At 57.6% G+C, this 25,601-nt stretch carries 22 protein-coding genes and 3 pseudogenes; 14 read left to right on the top strand and 11 right to left on the bottom strand.

Annotated elements, in window-relative coordinates:
* Nucleotides 1-32: 32 nt before the first annotated feature.
* The 4 genes from CXF87_RS13605 to CXF87_RS13590 are packed head-to-tail and all read left to right on the top strand — an operon-like array spanning nt 33 to nt 2,525.
* On the top strand, nt 33-494 hold the full coding sequence (locus tag CXF87_RS13605; protein WP_101146967.1) for a TerS protein: 462 nt from the start codon (nt 33-35) through the stop codon (nt 492-494).
* On the top strand, nt 491-1,987 hold the full coding sequence (locus CXF87_RS13600) for a terminase large subunit (protein WP_101146966.1): 1,497 nt from the start codon (nt 491-493) through the stop codon (nt 1,985-1,987). Before CXF87_RS13605 ends, CXF87_RS13600 begins: the two co-directional genes overlap by 4 nt.
* A complete protein-coding gene (locus CXF87_RS13595; RefSeq protein WP_101146965.1) occupies nt 1,984-2,277 on the top strand; it encodes a head-tail connector protein in 294 nt (97 codons plus the stop codon). The genes CXF87_RS13600 and CXF87_RS13595 overlap by 4 nt, the downstream gene beginning before the upstream one ends.
* Nucleotides 2,277-2,525, top strand: a complete 249-nt coding sequence (locus CXF87_RS13590) for a hypothetical protein (protein WP_101146964.1) — start codon at nt 2,277-2,279, stop codon at nt 2,523-2,525. The genes CXF87_RS13595 and CXF87_RS13590 overlap by 1 nt, the downstream gene beginning before the upstream one ends.
* Before the next feature lie 1,042 nt (nt 2,526-3,567).
* Here the strand turns inward: CXF87_RS13590 and CXF87_RS13585 are convergent.
* From CXF87_RS13585 to CXF87_RS13550, 8 genes are all read right to left on the bottom strand, one after another.
* On the bottom strand, nt 3,568-4,428 hold the full coding sequence (locus tag CXF87_RS13585) for a helix-turn-helix transcriptional regulator (protein ID WP_101146963.1): 861 nt from the start codon (nt 4,426-4,428) through the stop codon (nt 3,568-3,570).
* A 116-nt stretch (nt 4,429-4,544) separates the two neighbouring features.
* Nucleotides 4,545-5,513, bottom strand: a complete 969-nt coding sequence (locus CXF87_RS13580; RefSeq protein ID WP_101146962.1) for an XdhC family protein — start codon at nt 5,511-5,513, stop codon at nt 4,545-4,547.
* A gap of 579 nt (nt 5,514-6,092) precedes the next feature.
* Nucleotides 6,093-7,322 carry a benzoate/H(+) symporter BenE family transporter gene (locus tag CXF87_RS13575; protein WP_101146961.1) on the bottom strand — a complete coding sequence of 410 codons (1,230 nt, stop codon included), beginning with the start codon at nt 7,320-7,322 and terminating at the stop codon, nt 6,093-6,095.
* A gap of 138 nt (nt 7,323-7,460) precedes the next feature.
* Complete coding sequence (locus tag CXF87_RS13570; protein WP_101146960.1) at nt 7,461-8,264, bottom strand: enoyl-CoA hydratase/isomerase family protein; 804 nt, start codon at nt 8,262-8,264, stop codon at nt 7,461-7,463.
* Nucleotides 8,265-8,295: 31 nt separating this feature from the next.
* Nucleotides 8,296-9,825, bottom strand: a complete 1,530-nt coding sequence (locus CXF87_RS13565) for an AMP-binding protein (protein ID WP_101146959.1) — start codon at nt 9,823-9,825, stop codon at nt 8,296-8,298.
* Nucleotides 9,818-10,333, bottom strand: a complete 516-nt coding sequence (locus CXF87_RS13560) for a (2Fe-2S)-binding protein (protein WP_101146958.1) — start codon at nt 10,331-10,333, stop codon at nt 9,818-9,820. The genes CXF87_RS13565 and CXF87_RS13560 overlap by 8 nt, the downstream gene beginning before the upstream one ends.
* Nucleotides 10,317-11,144, bottom strand: coding sequence for an FAD binding domain-containing protein (locus CXF87_RS13555; RefSeq protein WP_101146957.1), 828 nt, complete (start codon nt 11,142-11,144; stop codon nt 10,317-10,319). Before CXF87_RS13555 ends, CXF87_RS13560 begins: the two co-directional genes overlap by 17 nt.
* A complete protein-coding gene (locus tag CXF87_RS13550) occupies nt 11,141-14,116 on the bottom strand; it encodes a xanthine dehydrogenase family protein molybdopterin-binding subunit (RefSeq protein WP_101146956.1) in 2,976 nt (991 codons plus the stop codon). Before CXF87_RS13550 ends, CXF87_RS13555 begins: the two co-directional genes overlap by 4 nt.
* Nucleotides 14,117-14,538: 422 nt before the next feature.
* Here CXF87_RS13550 and CXF87_RS22290 point away from each other — a divergent pair, with 422 nt between their 5' ends.
* A complete protein-coding gene (locus CXF87_RS22290) occupies nt 14,539-14,661 on the top strand; it encodes a hypothetical protein (protein ID WP_269801108.1) in 123 nt (40 codons plus the stop codon).
* An 8-nt stretch (nt 14,662-14,669) separates the two neighbouring features.
* On the opposite strand, the gene CXF87_RS22445 is transcribed toward CXF87_RS22290, so the two are convergent.
* Together CXF87_RS22445 and CXF87_RS21670 are read right to left on the bottom strand one after the other, a co-directional pair.
* Nucleotides 14,670-14,846 (bottom strand): RES domain-containing protein, encoded by a 177-nt coding sequence (locus CXF87_RS22445; protein WP_422822711.1) that lies wholly within the window; start codon nt 14,844-14,846, stop codon nt 14,670-14,672.
* 115 nt (nt 14,847-14,961) lie between these two features.
* Nucleotides 14,962-15,195: an MbcA/ParS/Xre antitoxin family protein gene (locus tag CXF87_RS21670; protein ID WP_157826556.1), complete on the bottom strand. Its 234-nt coding sequence runs from the start codon at nt 15,193-15,195 to the stop codon at nt 14,962-14,964.
* A 604-nt stretch (nt 15,196-15,799) separates the two neighbouring features.
* Here CXF87_RS21670 and CXF87_RS13530 point away from each other — a divergent pair.
* The 7 genes and pseudogenes from CXF87_RS13530 to CXF87_RS13505 all read left to right on the top strand — a co-directional run bounded on the left by CXF87_RS13530 (nt 15,800) and on the right by CXF87_RS13505 (nt 22,413).
* Nucleotides 15,800-16,222 carry a hotdog fold thioesterase gene (locus CXF87_RS13530; protein ID WP_022523788.1) on the top strand — a complete coding sequence of 141 codons (423 nt, stop codon included), beginning with the start codon at nt 15,800-15,802 and terminating at the stop codon, nt 16,220-16,222.
* Between the two features lie 755 nt (nt 16,223-16,977).
* Nucleotides 16,978-17,187: a hypothetical protein gene (locus CXF87_RS13525; RefSeq protein ID WP_198556110.1), complete on the top strand. Its 210-nt coding sequence runs from the start codon at nt 16,978-16,980 to the stop codon at nt 17,185-17,187.
* An 85-nt stretch (nt 17,188-17,272) separates the two neighbouring features.
* Nucleotides 17,273-17,716, top strand: coding sequence for an EAL domain-containing protein (locus CXF87_RS13520; protein ID WP_082116891.1), 444 nt, complete (start codon nt 17,273-17,275; stop codon nt 17,714-17,716).
* Between the two features lie 269 nt (nt 17,717-17,985).
* Nucleotides 17,986-20,333 (top strand): annotated as a pseudogene (locus tag CXF87_RS13515) (ATP-dependent Clp protease ATP-binding subunit); the annotation flags it as partial.
* Between the two features lie 108 nt (nt 20,334-20,441).
* On the top strand, nt 20,442-20,723 hold the full coding sequence (locus CXF87_RS22440) for a hypothetical protein (protein WP_431313219.1): 282 nt from the start codon (nt 20,442-20,444) through the stop codon (nt 20,721-20,723).
* A 142-nt stretch (nt 20,724-20,865) separates the two neighbouring features.
* Nucleotides 20,866-21,285, top strand: a complete 420-nt coding sequence (locus CXF87_RS13510; protein WP_101147050.1) for a phosphate-starvation-inducible PsiE family protein — start codon at nt 20,866-20,868, stop codon at nt 21,283-21,285.
* Nucleotides 21,286-21,444: 159 nt separating this feature from the next.
* Entirely contained in the window at nt 21,445-22,413 is a 969-nt protein-coding gene (locus tag CXF87_RS13505; protein WP_101146953.1) for an LLM class oxidoreductase, read from the top strand.
* A 47-nt stretch (nt 22,414-22,460) separates the two neighbouring features.
* On the opposite strand, the gene CXF87_RS13500 is transcribed toward CXF87_RS13505, so the two are convergent.
* Nucleotides 22,461-23,282: a CmcJ/NvfI family oxidoreductase gene (locus tag CXF87_RS13500; RefSeq protein WP_101146952.1), complete on the bottom strand. Its 822-nt coding sequence runs from the start codon at nt 23,280-23,282 to the stop codon at nt 22,461-22,463.
* A gap of 577 nt (nt 23,283-23,859) precedes the next feature.
* Between CXF87_RS13500 and CXF87_RS13490 the strand changes: the two are divergent.
* Both CXF87_RS13490 and CXF87_RS13485 read left to right on the top strand, forming a co-directional pair.
* Nucleotides 23,860-25,113, top strand: a pseudogene (locus CXF87_RS13490) (IS256 family transposase).
* A gap of 24 nt (nt 25,114-25,137) precedes the next feature.
* Nucleotides 25,138-25,491 (top strand): annotated as a pseudogene (locus CXF87_RS13485) (integrase core domain-containing protein); the annotation flags it as partial.
* Between the last annotated feature and the right edge of the window lie 110 nt (nt 25,492-25,601).

Genomic DNA, 25,601 nt, shown 5'->3' with positions numbered 1-25,601 from the left:
GCCCCCCAACCTCGTTTTTATTGCTAACTGCCATGAAAACAACCGCCCGCCGCCACCGATCAGACAGCGCCAAAGCGGCCATTACCGCCGCCCAGGCCGCCACCATGGAGCCAATCGCGCCCCCGGCTTGCGTTCGCCTGCGCGATAGTGACCGCCCGGCGTGGGTGGCCATTGTGACGGCTAGAGCGCGGGATACCTGGACTGATGCCGACCTTATCTTGGCTGGCCAGCTTGCCCGCATTTATGGCGACATTGCCGCGCTTGAAGAATTGATCGACGAGCAAGGAATGATCTTAGGCGATCAGATAAACCCGGCCTGCACGCTACAGGACAAGATGAGCCGCCGCGCTTTGGCCATGGCCCGCCAACTGAAAATAGACACAATTAGCGTGGTGGGTAAGTCGCAAGACATCAACAAGAGCGCCGCCCTAGAACGCGATGCGCGCCAAGGCGTTGACGATGACGACGGCTTGATACCAAGGACACTGCAATGACTCGCGCCGAGCGAATTATAAGGTTTATCGAGCGCTACTGTGTGACGCCCGAAGGCGCTGGCGTGGGTAAGCCGATGGTGCTAGCCGAGTTTCAGAAGCAATTCATCATCGACGTTTACGACAACCCATCTGGTACCCGCCGCGCCATCCTGTCGGTAGGCCGCAAGAACGGCAAGACCGGCCTTATCGCCGCGCTACTGCTGGCGCACCTAGTGGGGCCAGAGGTAAAGCAAAACAGCCAGCTAGTCAGTGGTGCTATGAGCCGTGACCAAGCCGCGCTGGTGTTTAACCTGGCGTCAAAGATGGTGCAGATGTCGCCCGAGCTTTCCAAGATCGTGCGCATTGTGCCCAGTGGTAAGCGGCTTATCGGCCTGACAATGAACACTGAGTTCAAGGCACTGGCAGCCGATGGCAAAACCGCCCACGGCCTTAGCCCGGTGCTGGCTATTCTGGATGAGGTAGGGCAGGTACGCGGGCCACAATCCGACTTTGTGGACGCGATCACCACCAGCCAAGGCGCACACGAAAACCCGCTGATAATCACGATAAGCACTCAAGCCGCCAACGATGCCGACTTACTCAGTGAGTGGATAGACGACGCGCTGCGCTCGAAAGACCCGCGCACCGTTTGCCACTTGTACACTGCGCCCGAGGGTTGCGACCTAATGGACGCCGAAGCATGGCGAGCCGCTAACCCGGCATTGGGTATCTTCCGCAGTGAAGACGATATGCGCGAGCAGATGGCCCAGGCCGAACGAATGCCGAGCATGTCCAACAGCGCCCGCAACCTGTTACTAAACCAGCGTGTCAGCCTAGATAGCCCCTTCATTAGCCCAGACGTGTGGGCAGAGTGCGCAGCCGAGCCGCTGCCGTTTGATGGCCCGGTGTTTGGTGGGCTTGATCTGTCAGCCCGTACCGATCTAACCGCCTTGGTACTGGTGGGTAAGGTGGAAGGCGTTTGGCAGGTGCAGCCATATTTCTGGACGCCAGAGCAGGGCATTTTCGACCGTGCCAAAACAGACCGGGCGCCCTATGACGTTTGGGCCCGTTCTGGCTTCCTACGCACCACCCCAGGCGCAACCGTTGATTATGAGGCGGTGGCCACCGACCTAGCAGAAATACTTCAAGACGTGGATCTGCACGCCCTGGCGTTTGACCGCTGGCGCATCGACATTTTCAGGAAGGAATTAGACCGGCTTGGGGTAGAGCTTCCCTTGATGCCACACGGGCAAGGCTTCCGCGATATGGCCCCAGCACTGGACGCACTCGAGGCCGAGTTACTGAACGGTCGCATTGCCCACGGCAATCACCCGGTTTTGACGATGTGCGCAGCCAATGCGGTAACCACTACCGACCCGGCTGGCGCTCGCAAGCTGGACAAGTCCCGCCGTACTGGACGCATTGACGGTATTCAAGCCTTAGCTATGGCGATGGGGGCCGCCCAATCAGCCGAAGAACCAACCACTATTGAAACCGAGGTGCTATTTATATGAGCGTTTCACTTGAAGAAGCTAAAGCCCACCTTCGCCTAATGGTTGAAGAAGACGACGAAGACGGATTGATTACCGGCTTAATTGAGGCCGCTGAGGGCTATATAGCCCAATACCTGGGCGAAGACCTTCCCGAACCGATGCCCGCGCCTGTGCGTGCTGCTGTGCTGCTGTTAGTGGGGGATCTATTCGAGCATCGAGAGCGCCAAACAGTTACCGGGGTAGGGGGCTTTCAGGAAAACCCGACGTTCCAGCTATTGCTAAACCCGTATCGGTCTAATGAGGTGTTTTGATGGCTAACTTGAAAAGCGAGTTTGCATGGAACGAACGACCCGCCGGCGAATATCGCACCGACCGGCTAGAGGAGGAGCGCGAGCGACTAAACCGCCGTTTGGTGTGGGCCATGCGTAAGCAGGATGCCCAGGCTATTGAGAGATTGCACCAGCGCCTTGAAGCGTTAGAGGAGGCAATCGACGATGACTTGGCCCCAGGCTGCCCGCCCAATAAGTTTGAGCGTTTCCGTAATATGTGGAAACCCTAGGGCCGATTGTCTGGAATCGCCGCTGTCACCAATTTAGAGACACTGTCTCTAAAATAGAGACACCACCTAAGTTAGGGCATGTTGCCCTGACTCAGGTCAAACTGACTGCACCCCCGTTCTGGGGATTCAGCCCTGAACACCAGTTTGGCGTTACCGATGTCCGATTTTCCGACATCGCCTAAATGTGACCCTGAATCCCTTTTAGGTGACCACCCAACTAAGGGGGCATATCTGGGGGCATGTTTTGATAAGCGATAGCGGAATGTCGCTATCGGCGGGGGTTTTAGGTGGCTTTGTGAGAGACTGTCCCTCCGCCAAGTATTACGACTAAGCCGCTGATTTCAGCGGCTTTTTTGTTGTCTGAAGGTTTTTAACCCACACTTTGACCCACACCTTGCAATTGGCTCTCTTCGAAACGACTGGGACGCCTATGGACAGTTTTTCAATCCAAGCAAGCATCTACAGGCTTGCCACTGAGCATCCTCTCCCAAAGCTTTACCCGCATCAAAGCCCTAAGCTGCTATTCCAAAGATGACACAGATGGCATACACCGTTATTGTGGTCTTAAGAATTATGAGTATTTGCCATAGACAGATTGCGACCCAAAGCGGTCAATTAATTAAAGCTAATGTAACACCACATAATCTATCCAAGAACTCAAATCGACCATTCAGGCTACCCTCTCAAACCCCAAGTATAAGACCAGGTAGTGTCTAAAAAACCCGGGGCGATTCAGTATTGCCAACCGGATAACACGGCTGCCAGGTAAGCAGGCTACTTGAGGTGGTTAAATATCTATGACTGAGACAATAATAAAGTCCACGTTGAATGCTTCTGTTGCTCCGAGACGAATTGTTCAACGTTTCCTTAAGATATATACCAACCTAGATAAGTAGGCTTATTGCGGTGAGTGTCGATTTTAGTCTCAGTTTTTGCCGGTGTTTTTGTACAAGCTCATATTAAACGCACAAAGAGCAAGTTCTTTTATCTTTATGTTCGTTGAGCTAGGCTCGCGAAGACCTTGTGGGCCACGCTATCGTGGTCACATATCTCCTGTCCAATAACTGTCCACTACACATCGATACTGGCTTGGAGATGCGCCAATGTGTTGGCGGAAGAATCGAGTAAAGTGACCCTGCTCGGTAAAACCAAGGTTCTCAGCGAGTTGGCCTAAAGTACCGCTGCGCTCTCGCTCAAGCCAAAGGAAGGCCCGCCGCATTCTCGCGTCATTGAGCATGAGTCTTGGTGTCATGCCGGTGTCCTTGCGAAATAAGGTAAAGAAGTGCGCACGGGAGAATCCGGCGGCCTTCGCAGCGTTGGTGACGCAATCAGGATCGTCAAGATGGGTTTGCAGGTAGGCGCAAGCACGGCGGATGCGTGCATCATTGAATCCTTGGCGCATCTGAGTGCCGAGGCGGCACAGGTGCTTCCATTGCGAGAAATCCTCGATAAGCTCGATTAGAAAATCAAATAGTAAATTTTCAATGTGCTCGCGGGGAATTAGCCCGGCACTATAGGCCTCGGCTATTAACCGGTCGGCCATCGCCCGTTTCTTGCTGTTAAGCTCAATACTAGGCTGGGCAAAAAATCCCGGATGTGAGCTCAGGGCTAACGTATGCTGGGCTTCAGCCAGCCAGGCCGGTTCGATATAGAGCGCGAGAATCTGTGTCTGCTCGGCGCTGGGCTGGTAATCAAAGAAATGCGGCTGCCAAGCGTTGATCAGTACCGCATTGCGGTCGGTAAGAGGTACCTGATGGCCATTGACGTTGAAAAATGTGTCGGAGCCTGAGACCTTCACCAGCACATGGCATTCGTGGTGCGAATGGGTTACAAGTGGTCGGTCCATATCGAGGAGGGCGACTCTCCCAAACTTGCCGTGGAAGACGCGTTGTGCGGTGGACATCGCTAGCTCCTTATGGTCGCGGAGTGTAGTGGCAGGCTTGGTGTGCTCAAGAAGTTTATCACCTAACCTGCCGCGGCAGGTGTAGATTGACCAGCGCCAAGTCTACTACTTTCGTTTCAGAGCGCATCGCGACCTTTCCCGTGATAAACGCGCAGTACGTCGGCGACCACTGACAAGGCGATCTCGGCAGGCGTTTTGCTGCCGAGGTTGAGCCCGATGGGCATGTGGATACGCGCGATCTGCTGTGAAGACAATCCGCCGACCCGGCTCAGCCGTTCAGCACGCCGTATGGAGGTTTGCCGCGAGCCCATAGCGCCGATGTAAAAGGCCGGAGAGCGCACTGCTTCCATCAGCGCCAGGTCGTCGATGCGTGGGTCGTGGGTCAGTGCGACCACAGCGGTAGCTTCGTGGCAATGGCCAGCGGCGATGAATTCGGAAGGCAGCACTGGATGTACTTGAACTCCCTCGGGTGGGCGTCGCAGCATCTCTTCGCGCGGATCACAGGCAATCACCTCACAGCCGATGGTACGAGCGAAGCTGGCGCAGTATTCGGCCACCGGCGACAACCCGGCAAGAATCAGCCTAAGCACAGGGCCGATGCGTATTCGCACGCGTTCGTTCAGGAGCTGCGCAATCTCGCCGCCATGGTCGTCCGCCATGAGCACGAAGGCACCGGAGGACAGGTCGAGTTCACGTACCAACCGACGTTGGCCGAGCAGTGCGTTGTACATGCCCTGCAGATGGTCGACCCAAGTTTTGTCCGGTGCGCGATGCTCGACTAGTACCTTAAGAACACCGCCGCACGGCAGTTGCAGCCGCTGACGCTCTTCATCGCTCTCCCCATACAGGACGATCTGGGTCGGTGCACGCAGCTCGCCGTCAGCGAGACTTTCGAGAAAGGCCTCCTCGACGCAGCCGCCCGAAAGGGAGCCGATGAGCTGGCCGTCCGCCCGCACGGCCAGCATCGCGCCGGGTGTACGGGGTGCCGAGCCGTAGGTTGAGAGCACCGTGCACAGCCAAAAGGAGTGACCCTTGCGAGCCCACTGCAAAGCGGTGTGGACGACCTGAAGGTCGAGTTGAAGCATAACAGCACCCTCGTTATAGGCGCGGTCGCATGAGGCACCGCGTCAGTCTGTAATGTCTCTGGTTCTGCACATCCACGTTGCTACTGAAGAGTATGCCCGGATTTTATAGCTAAGAGACCAATATGACCGTTCTTCGTTGTAGCACCGGCTCTAGCGGCGTCTGATAATTGCTCTGGCTTGGCCCAAGGCCCCCATTTTTCCCGCAGCCCAGAATCATGCTGCTCTCAGGGCAACAGGTCTTGCCCTGAATCAGTTTTTTATGTTGCGCTGTGCCTCCTTTATCTAGGTTTAGCCCTTGACCTCGGTAGTGGTGAGGTCGTTTTTCATCTTATTCTTTTAATGGCTGCACTATAAGAGGACTGTTCCAGTCAGTTAACCCTCAAGGTACTGATAGCTGGAATCGAATTTGATGACGCGCCGACACCGAAAATGCTGCTGCAGGGCGTGGCTATTCTCCTGATTGGCTTGAGCCTAAGTTAGGAGTAGCGGTTAAGCCCTGTCCATTAATGAATTTTGATGCACCTCATCACAGTCCGCTATAGGCGACTACCGTGCGCCTGGTACGGTAGTCACATCCGATCAGCGCTTGATTTCGCCCAGTACCCCGGATACCAACACTCCAAACAACAGTGCCCAGAACGGCGAGCTGATGCCCATGAAGGAGAACTGACTCATCGCCACGGCTAGCGCAATAAAGGCGCCAATCTGGCAGTAACCGCCCTTTTGGAAGGCCTGCTGCAGTGCGCCGAGCAGTACGCCCAGCATGGCCAGGCCAGCGATCACGACGATCAGCGCCTTGGGGAAAGCCAGGATGAAGGGTACGGCAAGCCCGGCGAATAAGCCGAACAGCGCGAACAGCGCACCGTTAACCAAGGCTGCACCATAACGCAGGTTGCGGTCCTCACCGGCCTGCTCAGAGGAGCATATGGCGGTCATCGGGCCGGCAATGTTGGCATTGTGACCGCCGAGTAGCCCGGCGAGCATGCCTCCGATGCCACTGATTACCGTCATTGCATTGACTGGTGGGCGGTAGCCCTCTGTAATCAGTACACCGGTCGCCTGGGCGTTTTCTGCACCAATCACCAGTGCCGTCAGCGGGATGGTGATAGCCAGGAAGGCGTCCAGAGAGAAACTAGGGAGGGTGAAAGCCGGCATGACGAAACCGATATTCACGTCGGCCGGCTGCAGTTGGCCCATGGCGAAGGCCAGTACCAGCCCAACAACGCCAGCCACCAGCACCGGCGGTACCGATTTGGCGAACCGAGTAACGAGGAAGAAGCTCAGCGCCGCGGCTCCTGCGATGATGGGCGCGGTGACAACCGAGTCCACCGCACCGGTGGCGAAGCGGATCAGCGCACCGGCGATCATCGCCATCACGATCGGCATCGGTAGCCAGCGCATTAACCGGCCGATCAACCCGGTGACACCGAGGATCAGCACTAGCAGGCCGCTAATGATGAAGGCCCCGATAGCCTCGCTGAAGGGAATGACACTGAGCGAACCGACCAGGATCGCTGCGCCGGGAATGGTGTAGGCACCGCAGATCGGCTGACGATAACGCAGCGCCATGAAAAGGCTGATCAGGCCGCCCAGCACGTACACGGCGAACAGCCAGGCGACCGTCTGGCCATTGGTCAGGCCCCCTGCTTCGGCGGCATTGATAATGACCAGCGCAGGGCCGGTGCAACCGAACAGCGCGGCGACAACACCTGCACTGATGGACTTCGAGTTGAATGCATGGCGCAAGGGGGTCTTCGTAACTGGTTCGGCATGGGAAGCGTTTGCATCGGGTGCGACGGGGCTAGACATGGGCGTGCTCCGCTAGTTAATTGTTTTATAAGAGTCAGGGCGGTTTGGCATACGGTGGCGGGGCGCTTAGCCCAAACAGGCCATCAGGTGCTAGGGCGACGGTTGCCCAGACGTGCAACCGTCGCAGTCACATAGGTATTACTCGCCGCGGAATACGGCCGGACGCTTGCTGTGGAACGCCTCGACGCCCTCCTTGAAGTCCGCCGAGCTACGCAGGCGGCTGTAGCAGTGGCCTTCCATCTCAATGGCGACCTTTAGTGATGCGTCCTCGTTGTCGTTGATCAGTTTCTTCGCCGTACGCTGGGCGAGCGGCGAGAATCGGCGCAGTTCATCGACCATCGCATCGACGGTGCTTTCTAGATCTGCGTCGGGCACGCACTCGGTGACGAAGCCCCAGTCATAACCCTGCTGGCCGGTGATGCGCTTGGCGCGCATAACGATGTGCTTGGTGCGGGTGATGCCGATAATCTTTTGTAGCCGAGCCGAGCCGCCAGAGCCAGGAATCTGGCCGAGGTTTTGCTCGGGCAGAGCATAGCGGGTGGTTTCCGACGCAATGCGAAAATCGCAGGCCAGCGACAGCTCGAAGCCGACGCCGAAGGTGTAGCCGCGGTTGGCTACGATCACCGGCTTGGTGCAGCGCTCTGGGGCGGCGACGTTCCAGGCCAGCTTGGAGACGTGCTCCGGCGATGCCTCCAGAAAGCCCTTGATATCCCCACCGCTGGAGAAGTGTTCGCCCTGGGCACGCAATACGATCACCCGGATCCCAGAATGAGCGTCAAGCGCTTCGAAGACCTGGCGCAGGGTGTCACGCTGGCTCATGGCGATGACGTTGAACGGCGGGCGGCCGAGGATGATGTCCCCGCGCTCGTGCTCGAGGTTCAGTTCCACGGTGAAGCCGTCGAACTCAGTGCTCAGGAATTGTTCGATCTGCTGAGTATTCATGTAAGTTCTTTCCTTGTGTAAAGCAATAGTGTTAGTTGGCGGAAGTGGGGTGGCCGTAATCGGTCACTAGTATGCGGCGCAAGATCTTGCCGACCGGGGACTTGGGGATCTGGTCGATGAATTCGTAGCGGCGCGGCCGCTTGAAGCGAGCCAGACCCGAGGATACGCAGTGGGCGTCCAGCTCTTCCTCAGTAATCGGATGACGCAGCTTGATGAAGGCGACGACTAGCTTGCCCCATTGTTCGTCGGGTAGGCCGACCACGGCGACTTCCTCGACCGCAGGGTGCAGCGATAGGGCGTTCTCGATCTCCGCCGGGCTGACGTTCTCGCCACCAGTAATGATCAGATCGTCGACACGACCAGTCACGAACAGGTCGCCGTCCTCGTCGAAGAAGCCAGTATCGCTGGTGAAGTACCAACCCTCATGGATCGACTTGGCATCGGCGTCGGGCCGCTTCCAGTAGCCTTCGAAGGCCTCGTCGCTGGACAGGTCGGCGATGATCTGGCCTTCCTCGTTGTGCTTGCAGAGGTCGTCCGGCGATTCGCTGCCCAGCGCCACCACGCGAATGCGTTGGTTCAGCGCGCTGCGGCCAGACGAGCCAGGCTTGGCGCTGGCCTTCTGGTCGATGGTGAAGGTGTAGATTTCCGAGCTGCCATAGTGGTTGACGAACAGCTCCGGCTTGAACGCGGCCTCGACACGTTGCAGCAGCCCATCGCTCATGGCCGCGCCGGCGAAACCTAACTTGGTGACGCTGGCTACCCGCTCGGGGCTGAAGGCCGAATGTTCAATCAGCATGTGGTAGAGCGTCGGCACCAAGTACAGGTTGGTGATCTTCTCGCGCTCGATGGCGTCCAGCGTGGCTTCCACATCGAACTTTGGCACGCAGACGAAATGCCCGTCTAGCAATGCCATCGACAGTAGCGAACGCACGCCCATGGTGTGGTAGAGCGGCATCACGCCGAGGGTGCATTCCTCTTGGCTATACATGTTCTGCGCTAAGTGGGCGACCGCGGCGGCGCGTTCGGCGCGGTGGCGGCGCGGCACGCCCTTAGGCCGGCTGGTGGTGCCGGAGGTGTAGAGCATCAACGACCAGTCCTCGGGGTCGGCGCGCAGGATGATTTCGCTCGGCGTTTTGGCGCACAGTTCTTCGAAGCTGATCGCGCTATCGTTGCCCGGCTGGCCAACACTGACGCACTGCCAGGTGCTCCTGCCGCAACCGGCAACGGCTTCTTGGGCTGAATCGTCATGGATAACCACACGCGCTTCGGCGTCATTGGTGCACCAAGCGAGTTCGTCGGCGGTGGAGCGCCAGTTGAGCGGGGTCATGATGATGCCACTGAACTGGCAAGCCCAGTGCAGGGTCGCCATCTGCCAGCGGTTCTGCATTACCGCTACCAGATGGTCACCTTTCTTCAGGCCGAGCTGTTCGAGACCGTGCGAGGCACGTTGGATGTCGGCGAACCAGGTCTCGTAGCTTTTCTTCAGGTCGCCGTCGCTGATCGCCACGGCATTGGGGCGCCGCTCGACCGCGGCGAGAAAACTGCGTCCAAGGTCAAACATCGTTGTTGTTCTCCGCAAGTGTTTCTTGTCGTTGCTGCGTCACTTCTAGCACCGCCCGGACCATGCTGGTGTAGCCGGTGCAGCGGCACAGATGCCCAGAGAGCATGTCGCGAACTTGGGTTTCGTCCGGGTTCGGGACGCGCTCGAGGAATTCCACGCAGGACATCAAGATGCCCGCGGTGCAGAAGCCGCACTGCAGGGCGTGATGGCGGCTGAAGGCCTGCTGCAGGTCGTTCATGATGTTGTCGCGTGACAGCGACTCCACCGTGTCGATCCGGCGCTCGTGGGCCTGCACGGCGAGCATTAGGCAGGAGCGTGAGGCAACGCCATCGACCAGCACGGTGCAGGCGCCGCAGACGCCGTGTTCGCAACCGACATGCACGCCGGTGGTGCCCAACTCGTGTCGCAGGAAATCACACAGCTGCATGCGTGGCTCGGCGAGCCCTTCGCGTTGACGGCCATTGAGTTCTATCTGTATGGGGAAGCGCTGATCAGCTCGCACGTGCATGGTCGTTGTCCTCGATCAGTTGTTGGCCCAGTTCCCGTACCAGCTGGCGGCGGTAGGATGCGCTGGCGTGCACGTCGTCTTGGGCGCCAAGCGACCAGGCCAGGGTATTGAGTGAATCCTTCAGTTCTGCCCCCAAGGGCAGGCGGCGCAACGTTGGCCGGTCGGCGACGCCGCCGACACCCAGGTCCACCTCGCCTTGGCGGATACAGGCGGCGAGCGCCACCAGGGCGAAGTCACCGTGGCGCATGGCGACCTCGTGGAAGCGGTAGATCACGTCGGCCTCACGCAGTGGAAATTGGACTTCCACGACCATTTCGTCCGGCCGCTTCTCAGTGGTTAGCACGCCTTGGAAGAACTCGGCGGCGGGAACCTCGCGGCGCTTTCCCTTGAGCGATTCGAGCACTACAGTGCCGCCCAAAGTGACCAGACACAGCGGAATTTCGGCGCTCGGGTCGGCATGCGCGACCGAGCCACACACGGTGCCGCGATTGCGCGTCTGGAAGTGGCCGATCCAAGGCATCGCCTGGGCCAGCAGGGGGACTTCATCGACTAAGCTTGTACGGTCGAGCAGTTCGACCTGACGCACCGCTGCACCGACCTTAAGGCAGTTGTTTTCCACCTTCAGATAATGCAGATCGCTGGCCTGATTGATGTCGATCAGCACCTTCGGCTGGGCTAGGCGCATGTTCAGAACGGCCATCAGCGACTGGCCGCCAGCGATGATCCGAGCCTGCTCGCCGTGCTCTGTAAGCTGCTGCAAGGCCTCGCGCTTGCTGGCTGCACGGACATAGTCGAATGCGGCGGGTTTCATTTCGTACCTCCCATGCCGAGTAGGGCGCGCAAGCGTTGCCACAGGCTGGTGTCGATAGGCTTGCCGGAGAGCCGTTGGGCCAGACGGGTAAATATTTGACCGATAATCACGCGCGAGGCGCTCTGCAACATGCGCCCACCGACGGCGGCGACCTTACCGGTCACTGCGGCCTCATAGGCGTACTCCAACCGTGTATTCCCGTTCTCCAGCGCCACCAGATTGATCTTTGCGCTGCCGGTAGCCGAGCCCATAGGACTGTTGCCGGAGCCGGACAGACGTAGCGAGTGAGGTGGATCGAGGTCGGTCAGGGCGACCCGTGCGGCGAAGCGCGCGCGGATCATGCCCACACCGACGGTGACGTCGGCCCGGTAATGGTTTTCGCTTTCGAGTTCCAAGGCGTGGCAACCCGGGATGATGGCCTTCAGCGTTTCGGGGTCGAGGATGGCGTCGAATACCTGCTGCGGCGGCGCGGGAATCTCAACCAAGTCGTTAGCCTGCAGGGCCGAACCACCGGCTACCTTCGGTGCATCCATGACAAGACCTTCTGGCGCCGCCGGCTCGTCGATTCCGATCATTGAGCGAACCCGCGACGGCGTCAGCGGAAGCTTGATGTCAGAGCGGCCTAGCGCATCGGCTACGGCATTGGCGATGCACACCGGAGTGCTCATGTTGTTGCCTTCACCGACACCCTTAGCCCCCAGCGGGGTGAAGGGCGAGGGAGTTTCCATGTGCAGGATCACCGGGTCGACTACCTCCGGTGCGGTCGGGATCAGGTAGTCGGCCAGGGTGCCAGAAAGGAAGCTGCCGTCCTCGCTGTAGGCAAACTCTTCCATTAGCGCCACGCCCAGCGCCTGGGAATAAGCACCGAGGATTTGTCCTTCGACCAGCATTGGATTGAGAATGCGCCCGGCGTCATGGGTAGTGACGTACTTGTCGATGCGTACCTGACCGGTGACGCGATCGATCTCTACTCCGCAGAAATCGAGGATGAAGCCGTAACACAGAGAGCTGTTAATGCAGTCCTGGTCGTTCGGCGCCTCGAGTTGGGGAGGTGTCCAGAAGGCAGTTTCCCGCAGACCGCCCGTTTCGCCTTCCGGCAGCAGGCCCGGTGACCAATGGGTGGTGCCAGCCACACGATGAAAGGGCTGACTAGGGCCGTTCTCTACGAAGATCTTGCCGTCGGCGAAGCGGACGTCAGTGGGGGATACCTGCCACATGTCCGCGGCGATGGCGGCCATGCGTTCACGGATCTTCAAGGTGGCGTTATACACCGACCCGGCGACGGCGCCGGAGAAGCGGCTCGAGTAGTTGCCGGAGGCTATCGACCAGGCGTCCTTGCCGGTGTCCAGCTCGACATTCACGCTGATGCTTTCCAGCTTCACACCTAGTAACTCGCTAATGATCTGCGCCACCACTGTTTGATGGCCCTGACCTTGCGGTGTCGAGGACACGTGAGCGGTCACGCTGCCGAGCGGGTCGACACTGACTGTGGCAGTGCTCACTGCTCCATTCTTCGGTCCAGCCTTCTGACGCTCTTCGGGCGTCATGGCGACGGTGATGTAGCCCATGTTGGAGATTGAGGGTTCCACCACAGCGGCATAGCCTATGCCATACAAACGTCCCTCGGCACGGGCCTGGTCACGGCGCTGTAGGAGCTCGTCGAGATTGCCTTTACGGCGCGCCAGTTCCACAGCAGCAGGATAGTCGCCGGAATCGAGCAGTGCGCCCGCTGCTGCGCGGTAAGGGAATACGCCAGCGGGAACCAGGTTGCGCTGGATGACCTCGAGCGGGTCGAGGCCGAGTTCTGCAGCGACGTGTTGCATCAGCCGCTCAAGGGCGAAATAGACCTGACCGCCCCCGAATCCGCGGTTCAACCCGGTAGGCATTTTGTTGGTGAGCACCACCCGGTTGCGCACCGCCAGGTTTCGGATGGCGTAAGCGCCACTGAGATTGCCGTGCATGCGGTAGAAGGTGGCTGGTTCAGGGGCCCGTAGGTAAGCGCCACAATCATCAATCTGGTCGTAGCGCAGGGCCGTGACGCGGCCATTGGCTTCCACTGCGGCCTCGATTTCGCAGACGCGGTTGGTGGCGCTGGAAGAGGCCTGTAGATGCTCGAGGCGATCCTCCACCCACTTCACCGGAGCACCGACCTTGCGCGAGGCCAAACCCATCAGCACCACATAGGGGAACACCCCCTGCTTGATGCCGAAGCTGCCACCAGAATCCGGCGGGGTACGCAGGCGCAGGCGGTTGGCCGGCACGTTGAGTGCCCGGCACATTACCGAGTGCAGCGCGTAGGGGCCCTGGAAATTGGCCATCACATCATAGGTTTCTGAGGCTGGCAGGTACTGCGCCAGTACCACGTAGCATTCAATCGGCGTGCAGGAGTTTCGCGGGTACTGAACCTTCAGTGTGATGCGGTGTGGCGCTTCGGCGAAAGCCCGCTCCGGATCGCCGTAGCGGAAGCTGCGTTCGTTTACCACGTTGCTGCCTACGGCTTCGTGCAGAATCGGCGCATCATTTAGGGTGGCCGCTTCGGGGTCGATGATCGGTGTCAGCGGCTCGTATTCGACCTGAACGGCATCCAGAGCATCCTCGGCTAGGTAGCGGTCGTCGGCAATCACTACGCAGACCGGTTCGCCAACGTAGCGCACCTTGTCGACAGCCAGAGGCCAATGCTCCATAGGTGCTCTGACGCCCACCGGAAACGGGTTAGACCAGCGCTTGACGTCGTCGCCAGTGAGCACACCATGTACGCCTTTCATAGTCAGAGCGCGTGAGGCATCCACCGAACGGATACGGGCGTGGGCATGGGGAGAACGGACAACAGCGGCTTGCAGGGTCCCTGGTGGTGTCGCCATGTCGTCAGCGTAGCGGCCTTGGCCTTGAAGCAGAGCTGCGTCCTCGACTCGAGCCTGACGACTTCCGATGTGACCGATGGTGGCTTCGGCAATACTTTTTTGCATATTCATGGCGAGCTCTTGTTTTTATGCACGAAAATTTAAAGCTAATTCTCGCCAATTACCCGGCGCGACGCTTTGCCTGGAAATATGCATTCATGCCTTAGAGTCTGGTTATTTGCCCTGGAGTCTTATAGTACGGTGAGCGTACTAGCCTTCCTCAGCAATAGTCAGTCTCAATACTGAGTCTAGGAGCTATCCAATACGCTAATGCAAGGCATTTTCCCTAATCCATTATGGCCGCATCAAAGAAGCGATTCATGCGTGTCGGTGCATCTGGGCAAGCGTCCCAGATGCTGGCTATGGCCAGTGGGAGCTGGCGACAGATGATCTGCTGAGTGTTTATGAAGCGGCTGGCGGTATTTCCATCGCCTAACTGACGAGGCCCGCCCGAGAGGTGCGCTATGAACCCAAGACGAAAAGAGAAACGCCCTATGAATGGCAGAGACCCCAACTTCTGGCATGGGCTGCTGGATTTTTTTGCCCATCACTTTGGTGGCCATGCTTACGTTCACGATGGGCTTTATTCGTGGTGTTCACCGAGGGCGGTAGCCTGAAGAAGTCACTACTTGGCGCGGTGATGTGCATGATTTTGGCAACGCCGCCGGGGATTCGAGGTGTAGTTCCCCATTTCGAGCATGACGGTCGCAGCTAACAGGCCGAAATACAGTAAAGAATGGCCGGTTTTGTTCCAGCGTCCACCGTCTCGGCAGCTTCCGCCCTGGCCAGAAAGGGTGGTCAAATAGCGTACTTAGGTGATTCGATATAACTTGACTCGGGTACCCTTAGTGTTGGTAAGTGCTAAGGGCATTTATGTGGCTTTGCGAGATGATTGCCTCCCCGCATCCAAAATATTATTAGCTGAGCTCCCCGAACTCAATCTTGCCTAGTACATCCCTCACCATTTCGCGGCCAGCGAAGGTATCGAAAATATCGATGGGCTGAGACCCATTCAGCGCTCGAACCTCGCTGTGCAGCCACTCCTGGGCGCTATCACGATCACCTAAGACCTTTCCGGCTTCGACATATAGCTTCAGTGTATCCAGCACTTCCTCGCTCTGAGCACGGCCCAGGGTCTTACGCTTGTACAAGCGATGCAGGTTTCCTTTTTTGACAGGACTCGACCATAGAGAGGGTAATGCAAACATGGTTACGGATATTAATAGAGGCTTACTGAAAAGGTCATTTGGCACTTCCAGCCTTCCGGTTAGGCTCCGTATGAATAATCCGCCGGGTCTGAATAGGCGCTCGTACAGTTGCGAGGTGAAGTCCATGTTGACCGCATGGGAAGGACTTGGTTCGACGACGCTTTGGCGATACCAGTCCGGCGGCACCGCTCCCGTGAGGAATCGCTATACCTTTGGGTGCTCCTCACTAATAAGAAGGTTTCGATAGCGAAAGCGCCTGAATATTGCTCCTTCGGCTCTACATACTCGCAAGCATGCCGCTTAATAAGAGGGCTGCTCGACTTCACTAATAAGCCGAACTGGCTTAAGTTAATGGGGCTTGAACATGTATGGGCTGATAGCCGGCTGGGGAGTGGCAAAGAAAGTGCCGACGCGGAGCTGCCGGCTAGGGGGGAGCTGTTGTTCAACGGTTCAGGAAAGACGTAGATTCTTTCTAATAGTATAGCAACGCTTGTATCTGCGGTTTTTTATTATTCGTGTGATTGGTTATCATAACAGGGTATGAACTATGATTTGGCAAAAACAGATAACTCTTGATGAGCTTGGCTTGAGTGCAAAGGAGACCCTAATAAGTCATCTCGGAATTGAATTCACTAAAATTGGGGATGATTCTCTTAGTGGAAGGATGCCAGTAGATGCAAGAACCATTCAGCCTGCCGGCATACTGCATGGTGGTGCATCGGTAGTACTTGCTGAAACCCTAGGTAGTATAGCTGCTAACTTCTGTCTGAAAGACTGCAGCAAGATCGCCGTTGGCCAGGAGATTAATGCGAACCATGTGAGGCCAATGCAGTCTGGCTGGGTCTATGGAACAGCGAGGCCGCTACATATCGGCGGATCTACTCAGATATGGGAAATACATATCAAAAATAACGATGAAAGGTTGGTTTGCGTTTCTAGGTTGACCATGGCCGTTATCAATAAATGGTAAACGCATGTTCCGTTGTCCATCCTACTGTCGAGGGTCAACATGCATGACAGTTTGCTTTTGATGGCTCTGCTCGATGCTCGATAGTGTTCAGCAGTTTCATGGGGCCGACCAGAGCGTTCTCGCTGCCGCCGGTCATATCAGGCTCGCGGCATCCAGCCTCGCATCGCTCGCCGGGGCATAGAGGGTGATCAACGACTCGGACGCCATCGCTGGCTTGTCGAGAGAACCTTTGTCTGGCTAGGTTGAGTGAGACGATGGCGATACTCTATCAGCGTCGTGTCGATATTCATTATGCCTTACGCTGCTGGGATGCTCGCTGTTCTGTCTGAACAAGCTTCGAGGCAGGTTTTGAAAAGCATTGTTAACCCGACTCAGTAAGAATCAGGCATCGATCCAAGCGAAGACGATATGCTTAGCTTTCATCTGGAAATGTCATATTTTTCAGCGGTTCGCACCCTAGGTGTGAAACAGTTTCCAAAACTATCTTAGCAACCCTCGACAGCCTTCTTCGATTCGCACGCCTGCCAGTCGGCAGTGCTCGCCGAGCGCAGTGAAGGTCAATTGCCTTCTATTAATGTGTTGAACCACCCTGTCGCGGCGCGTTGTGTCTGGGGGCTATTGCACGGATCAGACTCTCGGGAAAATCTCAGTACAATTCGGGAAGTTCTCATTTTGTGAGGCAAGGCTTCCCCACGTGTGCTCCTTAGACTCCCTTACAGGTGGTCGGCCTTCATGACGCCACCAAGGAGGAGAGCATGACCGCGCCTGAGCCAACCGGACTTAATAGTAAGCGCAGCAACTTTATTGGCAAGAGCCAAGCTCGCGTCGAAGACGAAGCCCTGCTGAGGGGGCTTGGACGCTATGGTGGTGATCTCGCTACACCTCCGGGTACCTTGCATGCTGCAGTGTTGCGCTCACCGCATGCCCATGCACGGCATACTTGGTCAACCACCCCCAAGCTCTAGACATACCTGGTGTGCACGGCGTGTTGATAGGGGAATATGTCAAGCGCTGGGCGGCTCCATTTGCTGTTGGTGAACCGCCCCGGTTATTCCGGAGACCGGACTTGACCCGCAACACCTGGAACTCGAGCTGACCGAGAGCATGCTCATGGAGGATGTCGATACGGCGGTCGCAACGATGACGTGCCTCAAGGATTACGGCGTGAGCATCGCGGTGGATGACTTCGGCACCGGGTATTCCGGCCTGAGCTACCTGAAGCGTTTCCCGATCGATACGCTTAAGATCGACCAGTCGTTCGTCCGCGAAATCACAAGCGATCCGGCCAGTGCCGCGATCGCCGACGCCATCATCGCCATGGCTCAGCGCCTGAACTTGGATGTTATAGCCGAGGGCGTGGAGACACCGGAACAGTGCCGATTGCTGCGTGAAAGCGGATGCCGGTATATGCAGGGTTACCTGTTCGCAAGGCCGGTGCCGACAGAGGATCTAACTAAACTGTTGCGTGTGGGGCACGTCGGCAGGCACCTCTGACGCGGTTTGTGTTGATGCGGCTTGTTCGAACACGGCCAGCAGTAAAAAAGAACCAGGGTATGGAGTTGGTGCTGGCGGTTCATTCGCCCGGGATGGCGGGGCCCTGCTGCTGCTTGCCGCCTTGCTTTCAGTCTACCTCGGGCTATACTTATTTAATCTTCTCCCGGGCTCTGCCCCCTCCCAAGTTTTACTGGGCTCCGCCTCTTCTCCAAGGCTTAGCGGTTCCTATATGACTGTTGTAAGCCATACAACGGTACAAAGGAGGGATCATGAACAAGAGTCCAGAAAAATCGCAGCAAATATCATGCGATATCTGCCAACAACGCCCTGCGGCTCTGCAGGTAACCGTTTCACAGGCCGGACGCAGACGCACTCTCAACGTATGCCAAACGGATTATTTGCGCCTGAGAGCACGAAGTGCCTCTCCGTTTGAATCCCTATTTGGAAGCGGGCTGCTCGCCGACGATTTCTTCGAGCGGCTGGCGCGAGACGAGGATTTCGGCTTTGGCAGGGTCGCCAGCCGAGAGAACGGTCGGCCGCAGGATAGCGAATCGGTCGCCCTCGGTGACTTACTTAGCGAGCAAAGCGAGCAGATTCTGCAGCAAGCCGCGGCTACAGCGACGGAGTGGGGTTCGCAGCTGATTGATACCAGCCACCTGCTTTACGCGCTGGCCGATAACGATGTGGTGCAAGCGCTCCTCAAGCGATACCAGCTATCGGCCAAGGACCTCAAGGCCCAGATTGAGCAACTGACACCCAAAGCTGCGAGCGAACCTGAAACGGACGGGCCTACAAAGATCGGAGTTTCCCCACGAGTGAAAGCCGCGCTACAGCGCGCCTTCCAGGCGTCGAGAGACCTCGGGCATGGCTATATTGGTCCCGAACACCTTCTGATCGGTCTGTCCGAGGAGGAGGGGCTGGCCAGCGACTTGCTGAACCGTTATGGCCTCTCAGCACACGGTCTTCGGCAGAAGGCTGTGCAGGTGGTCGGAAAGGGGGCACAGGAGGGGCGACTGCCGGAGCAAAGCGACACGCCCACCCTGGACAAGTACAGTCGGGATCTTACGGCATTGGCTAACGAGGACAAGCTGGACCCGGTGATCGGGCGAGCGGCCGAGGTCGAGACCCTGATCGAGGTTCTTTCCCGGCGCCGCAAGAACAACCCCGTTCTTATCGGTGAACCGGGCGTCGGCAAGACCGCCATCGTCGAAGGGCTGGCGCAGCGAATTGTTCACAACGAAGTGCCGGACCTGTTGCAGAACAAACGGGTGGTTGAGCTAAACATCAATTCGCTGGTGGCGGGTTCCCAATATCGTGGTCAATTCGAGGAGCGGATCAAACAAGTCCTCGACGAGATTACGTCCCACCAAAACGAGATTGTGCTGTTCATCGACGAGCTGCACACCATTGTCGGCGCCGGATCGACCGGGGGCGAAGGCGGGCTGGACGTCGCGAATACCCTCAAGCCCCAACTGGCGCGTGGCGAACTGCATTTGGTCGGGGCGACCACGCTGGCCGAATACCAGAAGCACATTGAAAAAGACGCAGCGCTAGAGCGGCGGCTGCAACCGGTGTTCGTCGCCGAACCAACGATTGACCAGACCATCAATATACTAAGGGGGCTCAGGGATCGACTGGAGGCTCATCACAAGGTGACGATCACCGACGAGGCGATTGTCGCTGCAGTGGAGATGGCCGACCGCTACGTCACCAACCGGTTCCTGCCGGATAAGGCCATTGACCTGATAGATCAGGCGGCTGCCCGGGTACGAATCGGTGGCACTTCGCGGCCGCCGGAGCTTCACGAGCTCGGTGCACAGATCGACCAGCTGCGGCGTGAGCGTGACTACGCATCCAACCGCAAGAATTTCGAGCGCGCGAGCGCGCTGGAAGCTCGTATCGAAGAACACCAGGGCGACTATGACCAAGGCCTGGAGGAATGGAACACGACCCGGAGCACTAGCGCTAACCAGGTGGGCGTCGAGGATGTGGCACAGATCGTTTCGCGCCTGACCGGCGTTCCGGTGGCAGAGCTCACCACGGAGGAGCGCACCAGGCTGATGGAGATGGAACAGCGTCTGCATCAGCGGGTCGTCGGTCAGGACGAGGCAGTAAGAGCCATATCCGATGCCGTGCGTTTGTCTCGCGCCGGGCTGGGCGACCGTCGCCGTCCCATCGCAACCTTCTTCTTTCTCGGACCCACGGGCGTGGGAAAGACAGAGCTGACCAAAGCCCTTGCGGAAACAGTATTTGGTGATGAGGAGGCGATGATCCGCGTTGACATGAGCGAGTACATGGAGCGGCACACGGTCGCGCGCCTTATTGGGGCGCCTCCCGGGTACGTCGGGTTCGAGGAGGGGGGCAGCTTACCGAAAGGGTACGCAGAAAGCCGTACAGCGTCGTTCTGCTTGACGAGTTCGAGAAAGCACACATGGATGTCCAGAATGTGTTGCTGCAGGTCTTCGAGGATGGGCGGCTCACTGATGGCAAGGGGCGTGTGGTGGACTTCACCAATACCATCATAATAGCCACAAGCAATATCGGTTCTGATCTCATCCGGGAAAACCTCGAGGCCCCGGAGGACGAGCGCAAGGACGCCGCGGAATTGAAGTCGGAACTGTTGAACGTGCTCCGTCGTTATCTCCGCCCGGAGTTCATCAACCGCATCGATGAGATCATTGTATTCCACGCACTCGACCGCAAACAGATCCGTGACATCGTAGGTATGCAGCTCGAGCGCGTGAAGCGTATCGCGCACGGACAGGGCTTGACGGTGGAGTTCGACGACTCGCTCATCGACCATTTGGCGGATGTCGGCTACCGGCCAGAGTTCGGTGCGCGCGAACTTCGTCGCCAGATCCGATCCCTGATCGAGACGCGCCTTGCGAGTGCCGTATTGCGCGGCGAAATAGAGGAAGGCGATAGCCTGCGCTTCATCTACGACAAGGATCGAGGTGAAATCCATTGGGAGAAGGAAACAAAGGTGCCTGCCACCGAACCGGAGTGACGAAGCCGCGCGGGCGGCGGACAGGAGGGCATGATACATGTCCAGAGGAAAGCCCCTACAAGGGGGTGGCGGTAGTAGGTCGCGCCGCGTAGGTTCCGCACTCGCTGGACGGTTCTCAGAGACACGCCTTGCTTGGCCGAACATGTCCTACTACCAGCGCTTCGAGCAGATTGTGGCGATAATTCTCACGCTGCTGCTCAGTCTCGTGGTCGCGGTGGCTCTCGTCCATCTGACCTGGCGCATCCTCACGCTGATTGTGCTTGGTGTTGTCGATCCTGCCAACCAATCTGTCTTCCAAGTGGTCTTCGGCATGGTCATGACGTTACTGATTGCCCTGGAATTCAATCATTCCGTGCTGAGTATAGCCGAGCGTCAGAATAGTATCGTGCAAATCAAGACCGTCCTGCTAATTGCGCTCCTCGCTCTGGTTCGAAGGTTCATTATCCTCGATGCCACAAAGATCGACCCCATGACTCTGCTGGGGCTGAGCGCGGCGATTCTGGCTCTCGGCGCAATCTACTGGCTGGTGCGAGAGCAGGAGGGGAGGCAGAAGCGCGAATAGTGAAGAGGCTAGCGGGAGGGTCGTTACGAGAGTGAGGTGCGCGCGAATCATGACACCATGATGCTCAGTGAGTATCAACCCGGGTCGGGTAGGCTTGTCGCACTCGACTGTACCGCTGTATCCCGCGGCCTTGCAGCGGGAATAAATGGAGGAAAGGGCATGTTTACTCCGAATTCCATTCCCTATCAGCAACAAGCTGGCTTTCAGCGCACCTATCGCCAAGGCCGCCTGAGCCTGGGCCTTTTCTTCCCTCTCGAAGCCTTTACCGGCGATATGCCAACTATGGCCAACCAGGTAAGCTTGGCCCAACTTGCCGAACAATTGGGTTTCTCTGCCCTCTGGTTTCGCGACGTGCCGTTACGCGATCCCAGCTTCGGTGATTCCGGTCAGGTGTTCGATCCCTGGGTCTACCTGGGTTTTATGGCCGCACACACTCGCTCGATTGCGCTGGGTACCGCCTCGGTCATCCTGCCAATCCGTAATCCCCTACACACTGCCAAGGCCGCAACGAGTGTTGATCAGCTCAGTGGTGGCCGTCTGTTACTCGGCGTGGCTTCCGGTGACCGTCCAGTAGAGTTCCCAGCATTCGGTGTCGACCCGGAGCAACGCGGCAGCCTCTTCCGCGAATACCTCAAGGTATTTCGCGAGGTTCAGCGCAGCAGTTTCGTACCTATAACCTGGTCCGGCGGCACGCTTCAAGGAGCTGATCTGATTCCCAAGCCAACCACAGCGGAAATTCCATTCTTCGTGACCGGCCATAGCCGCCAGACGCTGGAGTGGATCGCCCGCTACAGTCATGGGTGGATCAGTTATCCGCGACCCCCGAAGGCCCAGCAAGCGGTTGTCGAGAGCTGGCGCACGGCGGTTCGTGATGAATGTGGCGAGCTGTTCAAACCCTTCACCCAGTCACTTTACCTCGACCTGACAGATAACCCGCAGACACCCCCACGGCCGATCCACTTGGGGTATCAACTGGGACGGCATCACCTTATTGCGCTGCTCCACAGTTTGCAGAAGATCGGCGTAAACCATGTGATTATCAATTTGAAATACGGCCAACGCCCCGCCGGTGAGGTGATTGAGGAAATCGGGCAATTCGTTTTACCTGACTTCGCCATGTCGACATAAGCCGGTCAGATACTGTACGGAGGAGGCCGTCGCCAGGTGGTCAACACCTAACCGAAGAAGGCCAGGGTGCGAACCTCGATACTCTCGCGAGGCGGGGCTCCTGGCGGCGTATGGGGGTCCTGGAAGGCGGTATGGGGAGTGAAGCGGGCACGGCCGTCGTGGCGTGAGTCATACCCTTTGATTAGCAAGGCTTCGTCACGGCGCATGTCCGGAAAATAGTACCAGCGCTGGCGCGGATTGTAGGCCAAGTGGTAGATCTCACCGATACGGTCCGGATAGATCAGGTCGGTGGCCAGCAGGTCATCGGGGTCGAGCGTCGATGCGTCCAGCAGGGCCAGCGGCGAACGCTTGACGGGCCCGCTTATCGGGCGCCAGAGGTTGATCTGAGCGACTGGCACCGCTGCCAGCGCGTCGGCCTGTTCGCTGCCCAGCACGTCGCGGATACGTTCAAGCCCCGAGCGCTCGGTGTAGTCATTATGCACGCGGCTGGCCGGGCCGCGAATGCCCCGTTGCTCGGCATCGCTACGCCGGGTGTGGTCGAAGATGACGACCCGGCTCGCCCCCGTCAGTTCTTTGATCAAAGCCTCGACTTCGGCGTAGTAGACGCTTTCCACCAACGTATCGTCGTAAAGGTCGTCGACCACCGTATCCCGCCGATGAAGTTCGAACCCCTGCTTGTCCAAAGATAGGCTGTCTACCAGTGGTCGGCCGTTGTATATCGTGACATCGCGCTCCTCCTGTTCTGCAAAGTAGCGCGGTTCACTTTCACCGGTCAGGGCTTCGGTATGCACATAGGGCTTCGCGTCGTGCTTGACCAGATAGGTGAGCGTCGTGGTAATGCTGTCGGGCATATCAGTCGTGCGCTGCAAGCAACACCTCCCGATCCGCTGAGCGCGTCCAGAGTGGTGTCACCGTGGAGTCGCGATAGCTAGTGTAGGTTTCTTCACTACCAAGTATAGGCCATCAGACGGGAACTTTCCCTGCCTTGACCCTGTTCTTTGGCAAATGTTACGTCGCGTTGTAATCGCTCACTGGGTTTACCTTCGCGTAGTGGGCTATAGTGTTACTAGAGTTCCACTCTGTATTTCCTTTACCCGTCAACCTGAGGTCATTATGGCCGAGTCGACCCACAATCCGAACGGTCAGCCGGCCTCAACCGACACCGTGTATGGAATGCCGGCCTATGCCGATAGGGCGGCGGCCGTGAACGAAGTGCATGCACGCCCACACCTCATGATTCAGGCCCCGAGGCAGATGTCCGAGCCGCCTGGCCAGCGGCACCGCGATGACCGCAGCCACCAGGTATATAAACGCCTGAACAAAGTAGTCAGTCATCAGTTATGTCCTTGGAGTTATGATGATTTCTGGTGTACGAGGAGATAGGTGGATGGCGTATCCTGTTGATTGATCACGACCAAGATCTCAATCAACAGAAGGTGATACGCCATGACCAAGTCTACCCTGAGAGCTCTTTCACAACCAGAAGAACAGGTGACAGATCCGCTGACAGAGTTGCTGCGCAACGGTGCCCGCGAACTGATCGCTTAGGCCGTAGAAGCTGAACTTCAGGTGTTACTGGAGCAGCATGCTGAACATCGACTGCCGGATGGCCGCAAGGCCGTGGTGCGCAATGGCTATTTGCCAGAGCGCACGGTCCAGACGGGTACCGGCGATGTCGAGATCAAGGTGCCGAAGGTCAGGGATCGTAGCGGTTCCGGCGTCCGCTTCAACAGCTCTCTGTTGCCGCCGTACCTGAAGCGCGCCCGGAGTGTCGAAGAGCTGCTGCCCTGGCTGTATCTGAAGGGCGTGAGTACGGGCGATTACCAGGATGCGCTGTCCGCGTTGCTGGGCGATCAGGCCAAGGGGCTTTCCGCCAATACCATCAGTCGGTTGAAGCAGCACTGGATTGACGAGCACCGCGGCTGGTGTCAGCGTGATCTTAGCCAGAAGCGGTATGTGTACTGGTGGGCGGATGGCATCTACAGCAACGTACGCATGGATAATCGCCTCTGCCTGCTGGTGATCATCGGCGTCACAGAGCACGGCCGCAAGGAGCTGGTCGCCGTTGAGGACGGCTTTCGCGAGTCAGAAGCCAGTTGGTCAGAGCTGCTGCTGGGCCTGCGTGAGCGAGGCCTGACGACAAGTCCTAAGCTGGCGGTCGGTGACGGTGCTCTTGGGTTCTGGAAAGCAGTGGCCAAGTGTTACCCCGATACCCGTCATCAGCGCTGCTGGGTGCACAAGACAGCCAATATCCTGTCTGCACTGCCGAAGTCCGTTCAACCCAAGGTGAAGGCGGCACTGCATGATATATGGATGGCAGAGACACAGGACGAGGCACACAAAGCCTTTGACCGGGCGCTGGTTCGCTTCGAGTCGAAGTATCCTGGTGCCATGGAGCGCCTGCGCAAGGATCGGGAAGAACTGCTGGCGTTCTACGACTTCCCGGCAGAGCATTGGGTTCACATCCGGACAACCAATCCGATCGAATCCACGTTCGCGACTGTCCGGCTGAGAACCAAACGAGCGCGAAACTGCGGCTCGCGAGAGACCACGCTGGCGATGGTCTACAAGCTGCTGGAGTCAGCCCAGAAGAACTGGAAGCGGATCAAAGGATTTAATCTGCTGACTCTCGTGGTCAACAACGTGAAGTTCAAGGACGGCGAACAAGTACAGGATCAATCAGACAGGAACGTGGCCTGATGTCCGTACACCAGATTTGACAATAACTCCGATAATCCGTTTGCAGAGTCACTGTTCCGAACCTGCAAATATCGGCCGGACTGGCCATCAGCAGGCTTTAAAAGCCTTGATGAAGCAAGGGGATGGGTGCTGAAGTTTACGCGGTGGTACAACTACGAGCATAAGCACAGTAAGTTGCGGTTCGTCACGCCACATCAGCGCCATACAGGGCAGGATGTTGCGATACTGGCTCAATGCAAAGAACGAATTGAAGCCGCTAAAGCAGCTAACCCAAGTCGTTGGGGAAACCGCGAGGTTAGGAACTGCACACCAGTGGGACCGACAACGCTGAATCCTGAAAAACAGCAGACTAAACAGATAGAAAAAAAGGCCGCTTAAAACGGTCAATGGTGACAACTAACTTGAAAAACGCCGCTCAACTAGCCAAGATAGTTGTCATCAACAGGTCATCCTAATTGTCGCAAGCACCCAAATGGCCTGAACATTTG

Source organism: Halomonas sp. MES3-P3E (assembly GCF_002836035.1).
In the GTDB taxonomy this organism is placed as follows: Bacteria; Pseudomonadota; Gammaproteobacteria; order Pseudomonadales; family Halomonadaceae; genus Vreelandella; species Vreelandella arctica.
This window is presented reverse-complemented; position numbering and strand designations above follow the sequence as displayed.

Excerpts from the sequence above, each read along its gene's own strand:
- CXF87_RS13570 (WP_101146960.1), bottom strand. The coding sequence starts at position 8,264 with ATGAATACTCAGCAGATCGAACAATTCCTGAGCACTGAGTTCGACGGC.
- CXF87_RS13575 (WP_101146961.1), bottom strand. The coding sequence starts at position 7,322 with ATGTCTAGCCCCGTCGCACCCGATGCAAACGCTTCCCATGCCGAACCA.
- CXF87_RS13550 (WP_101146956.1), bottom strand. The coding sequence starts at position 14,116 with ATGAATATGCAAAAAAGTATTGCCGAAGCCACCATCGGTCACATCGGA.
- CXF87_RS13585 (WP_101146963.1), bottom strand. The coding sequence starts at position 4,428 with ATGTCCACCGCACAACGCGTCTTCCACGGCAAGTTTGGGAGAGTCGCC.
- CXF87_RS13530 (WP_022523788.1), top strand. The coding sequence starts at position 15,800 with ATGATTTGGCAAAAACAGATAACTCTTGATGAGCTTGGCTTGAGTGCA.
- CXF87_RS22290 (WP_269801108.1), top strand. The coding sequence starts at position 14,539 with ATGAATGGCAGAGACCCCAACTTCTGGCATGGGCTGCTGGATTTTTTT.
- CXF87_RS13590 (WP_101146964.1), top strand. The coding sequence starts at position 2,277 with ATGGCTAACTTGAAAAGCGAGTTTGCATGGAACGAACGACCCGCCGGC.
- CXF87_RS13510 (WP_101147050.1), top strand. The coding sequence starts at position 20,866 with ATGTCCTACTACCAGCGCTTCGAGCAGATTGTGGCGATAATTCTCACG.
- CXF87_RS13555 (WP_101146957.1), bottom strand. The coding sequence starts at position 11,144 with ATGAAACCCGCCGCATTCGACTATGTCCGTGCAGCCAGCAAGCGCGAG.
- CXF87_RS13605 (WP_101146967.1), top strand. The coding sequence starts at position 33 with ATGAAAACAACCGCCCGCCGCCACCGATCAGACAGCGCCAAAGCGGCC.
- CXF87_RS13525 (WP_198556110.1), top strand. The coding sequence starts at position 16,978 with ATGACCGCGCCTGAGCCAACCGGACTTAATAGTAAGCGCAGCAACTTT.
- CXF87_RS13565 (WP_101146959.1), bottom strand. The coding sequence starts at position 9,825 with ATGTTTGACCTTGGACGCAGTTTTCTCGCCGCGGTCGAGCGGCGCCCC.
- CXF87_RS13595 (WP_101146965.1), top strand. The coding sequence starts at position 1,984 with ATGAGCGTTTCACTTGAAGAAGCTAAAGCCCACCTTCGCCTAATGGTT.
- CXF87_RS22440 (WP_431313219.1), top strand. The coding sequence starts at position 20,442 with ATGCAGCTCGAGCGCGTGAAGCGTATCGCGCACGGACAGGGCTTGACG.
- CXF87_RS13600 (WP_101146966.1), top strand. The coding sequence starts at position 491 with ATGACTCGCGCCGAGCGAATTATAAGGTTTATCGAGCGCTACTGTGTG.
- CXF87_RS13560 (WP_101146958.1), bottom strand. The coding sequence starts at position 10,333 with ATGCACGTGCGAGCTGATCAGCGCTTCCCCATACAGATAGAACTCAAT.
- CXF87_RS13580 (WP_101146962.1), bottom strand. The coding sequence starts at position 5,513 with ATGCTTCAACTCGACCTTCAGGTCGTCCACACCGCTTTGCAGTGGGCT.
- CXF87_RS13505 (WP_101146953.1), top strand. The coding sequence starts at position 21,445 with ATGTTTACTCCGAATTCCATTCCCTATCAGCAACAAGCTGGCTTTCAG.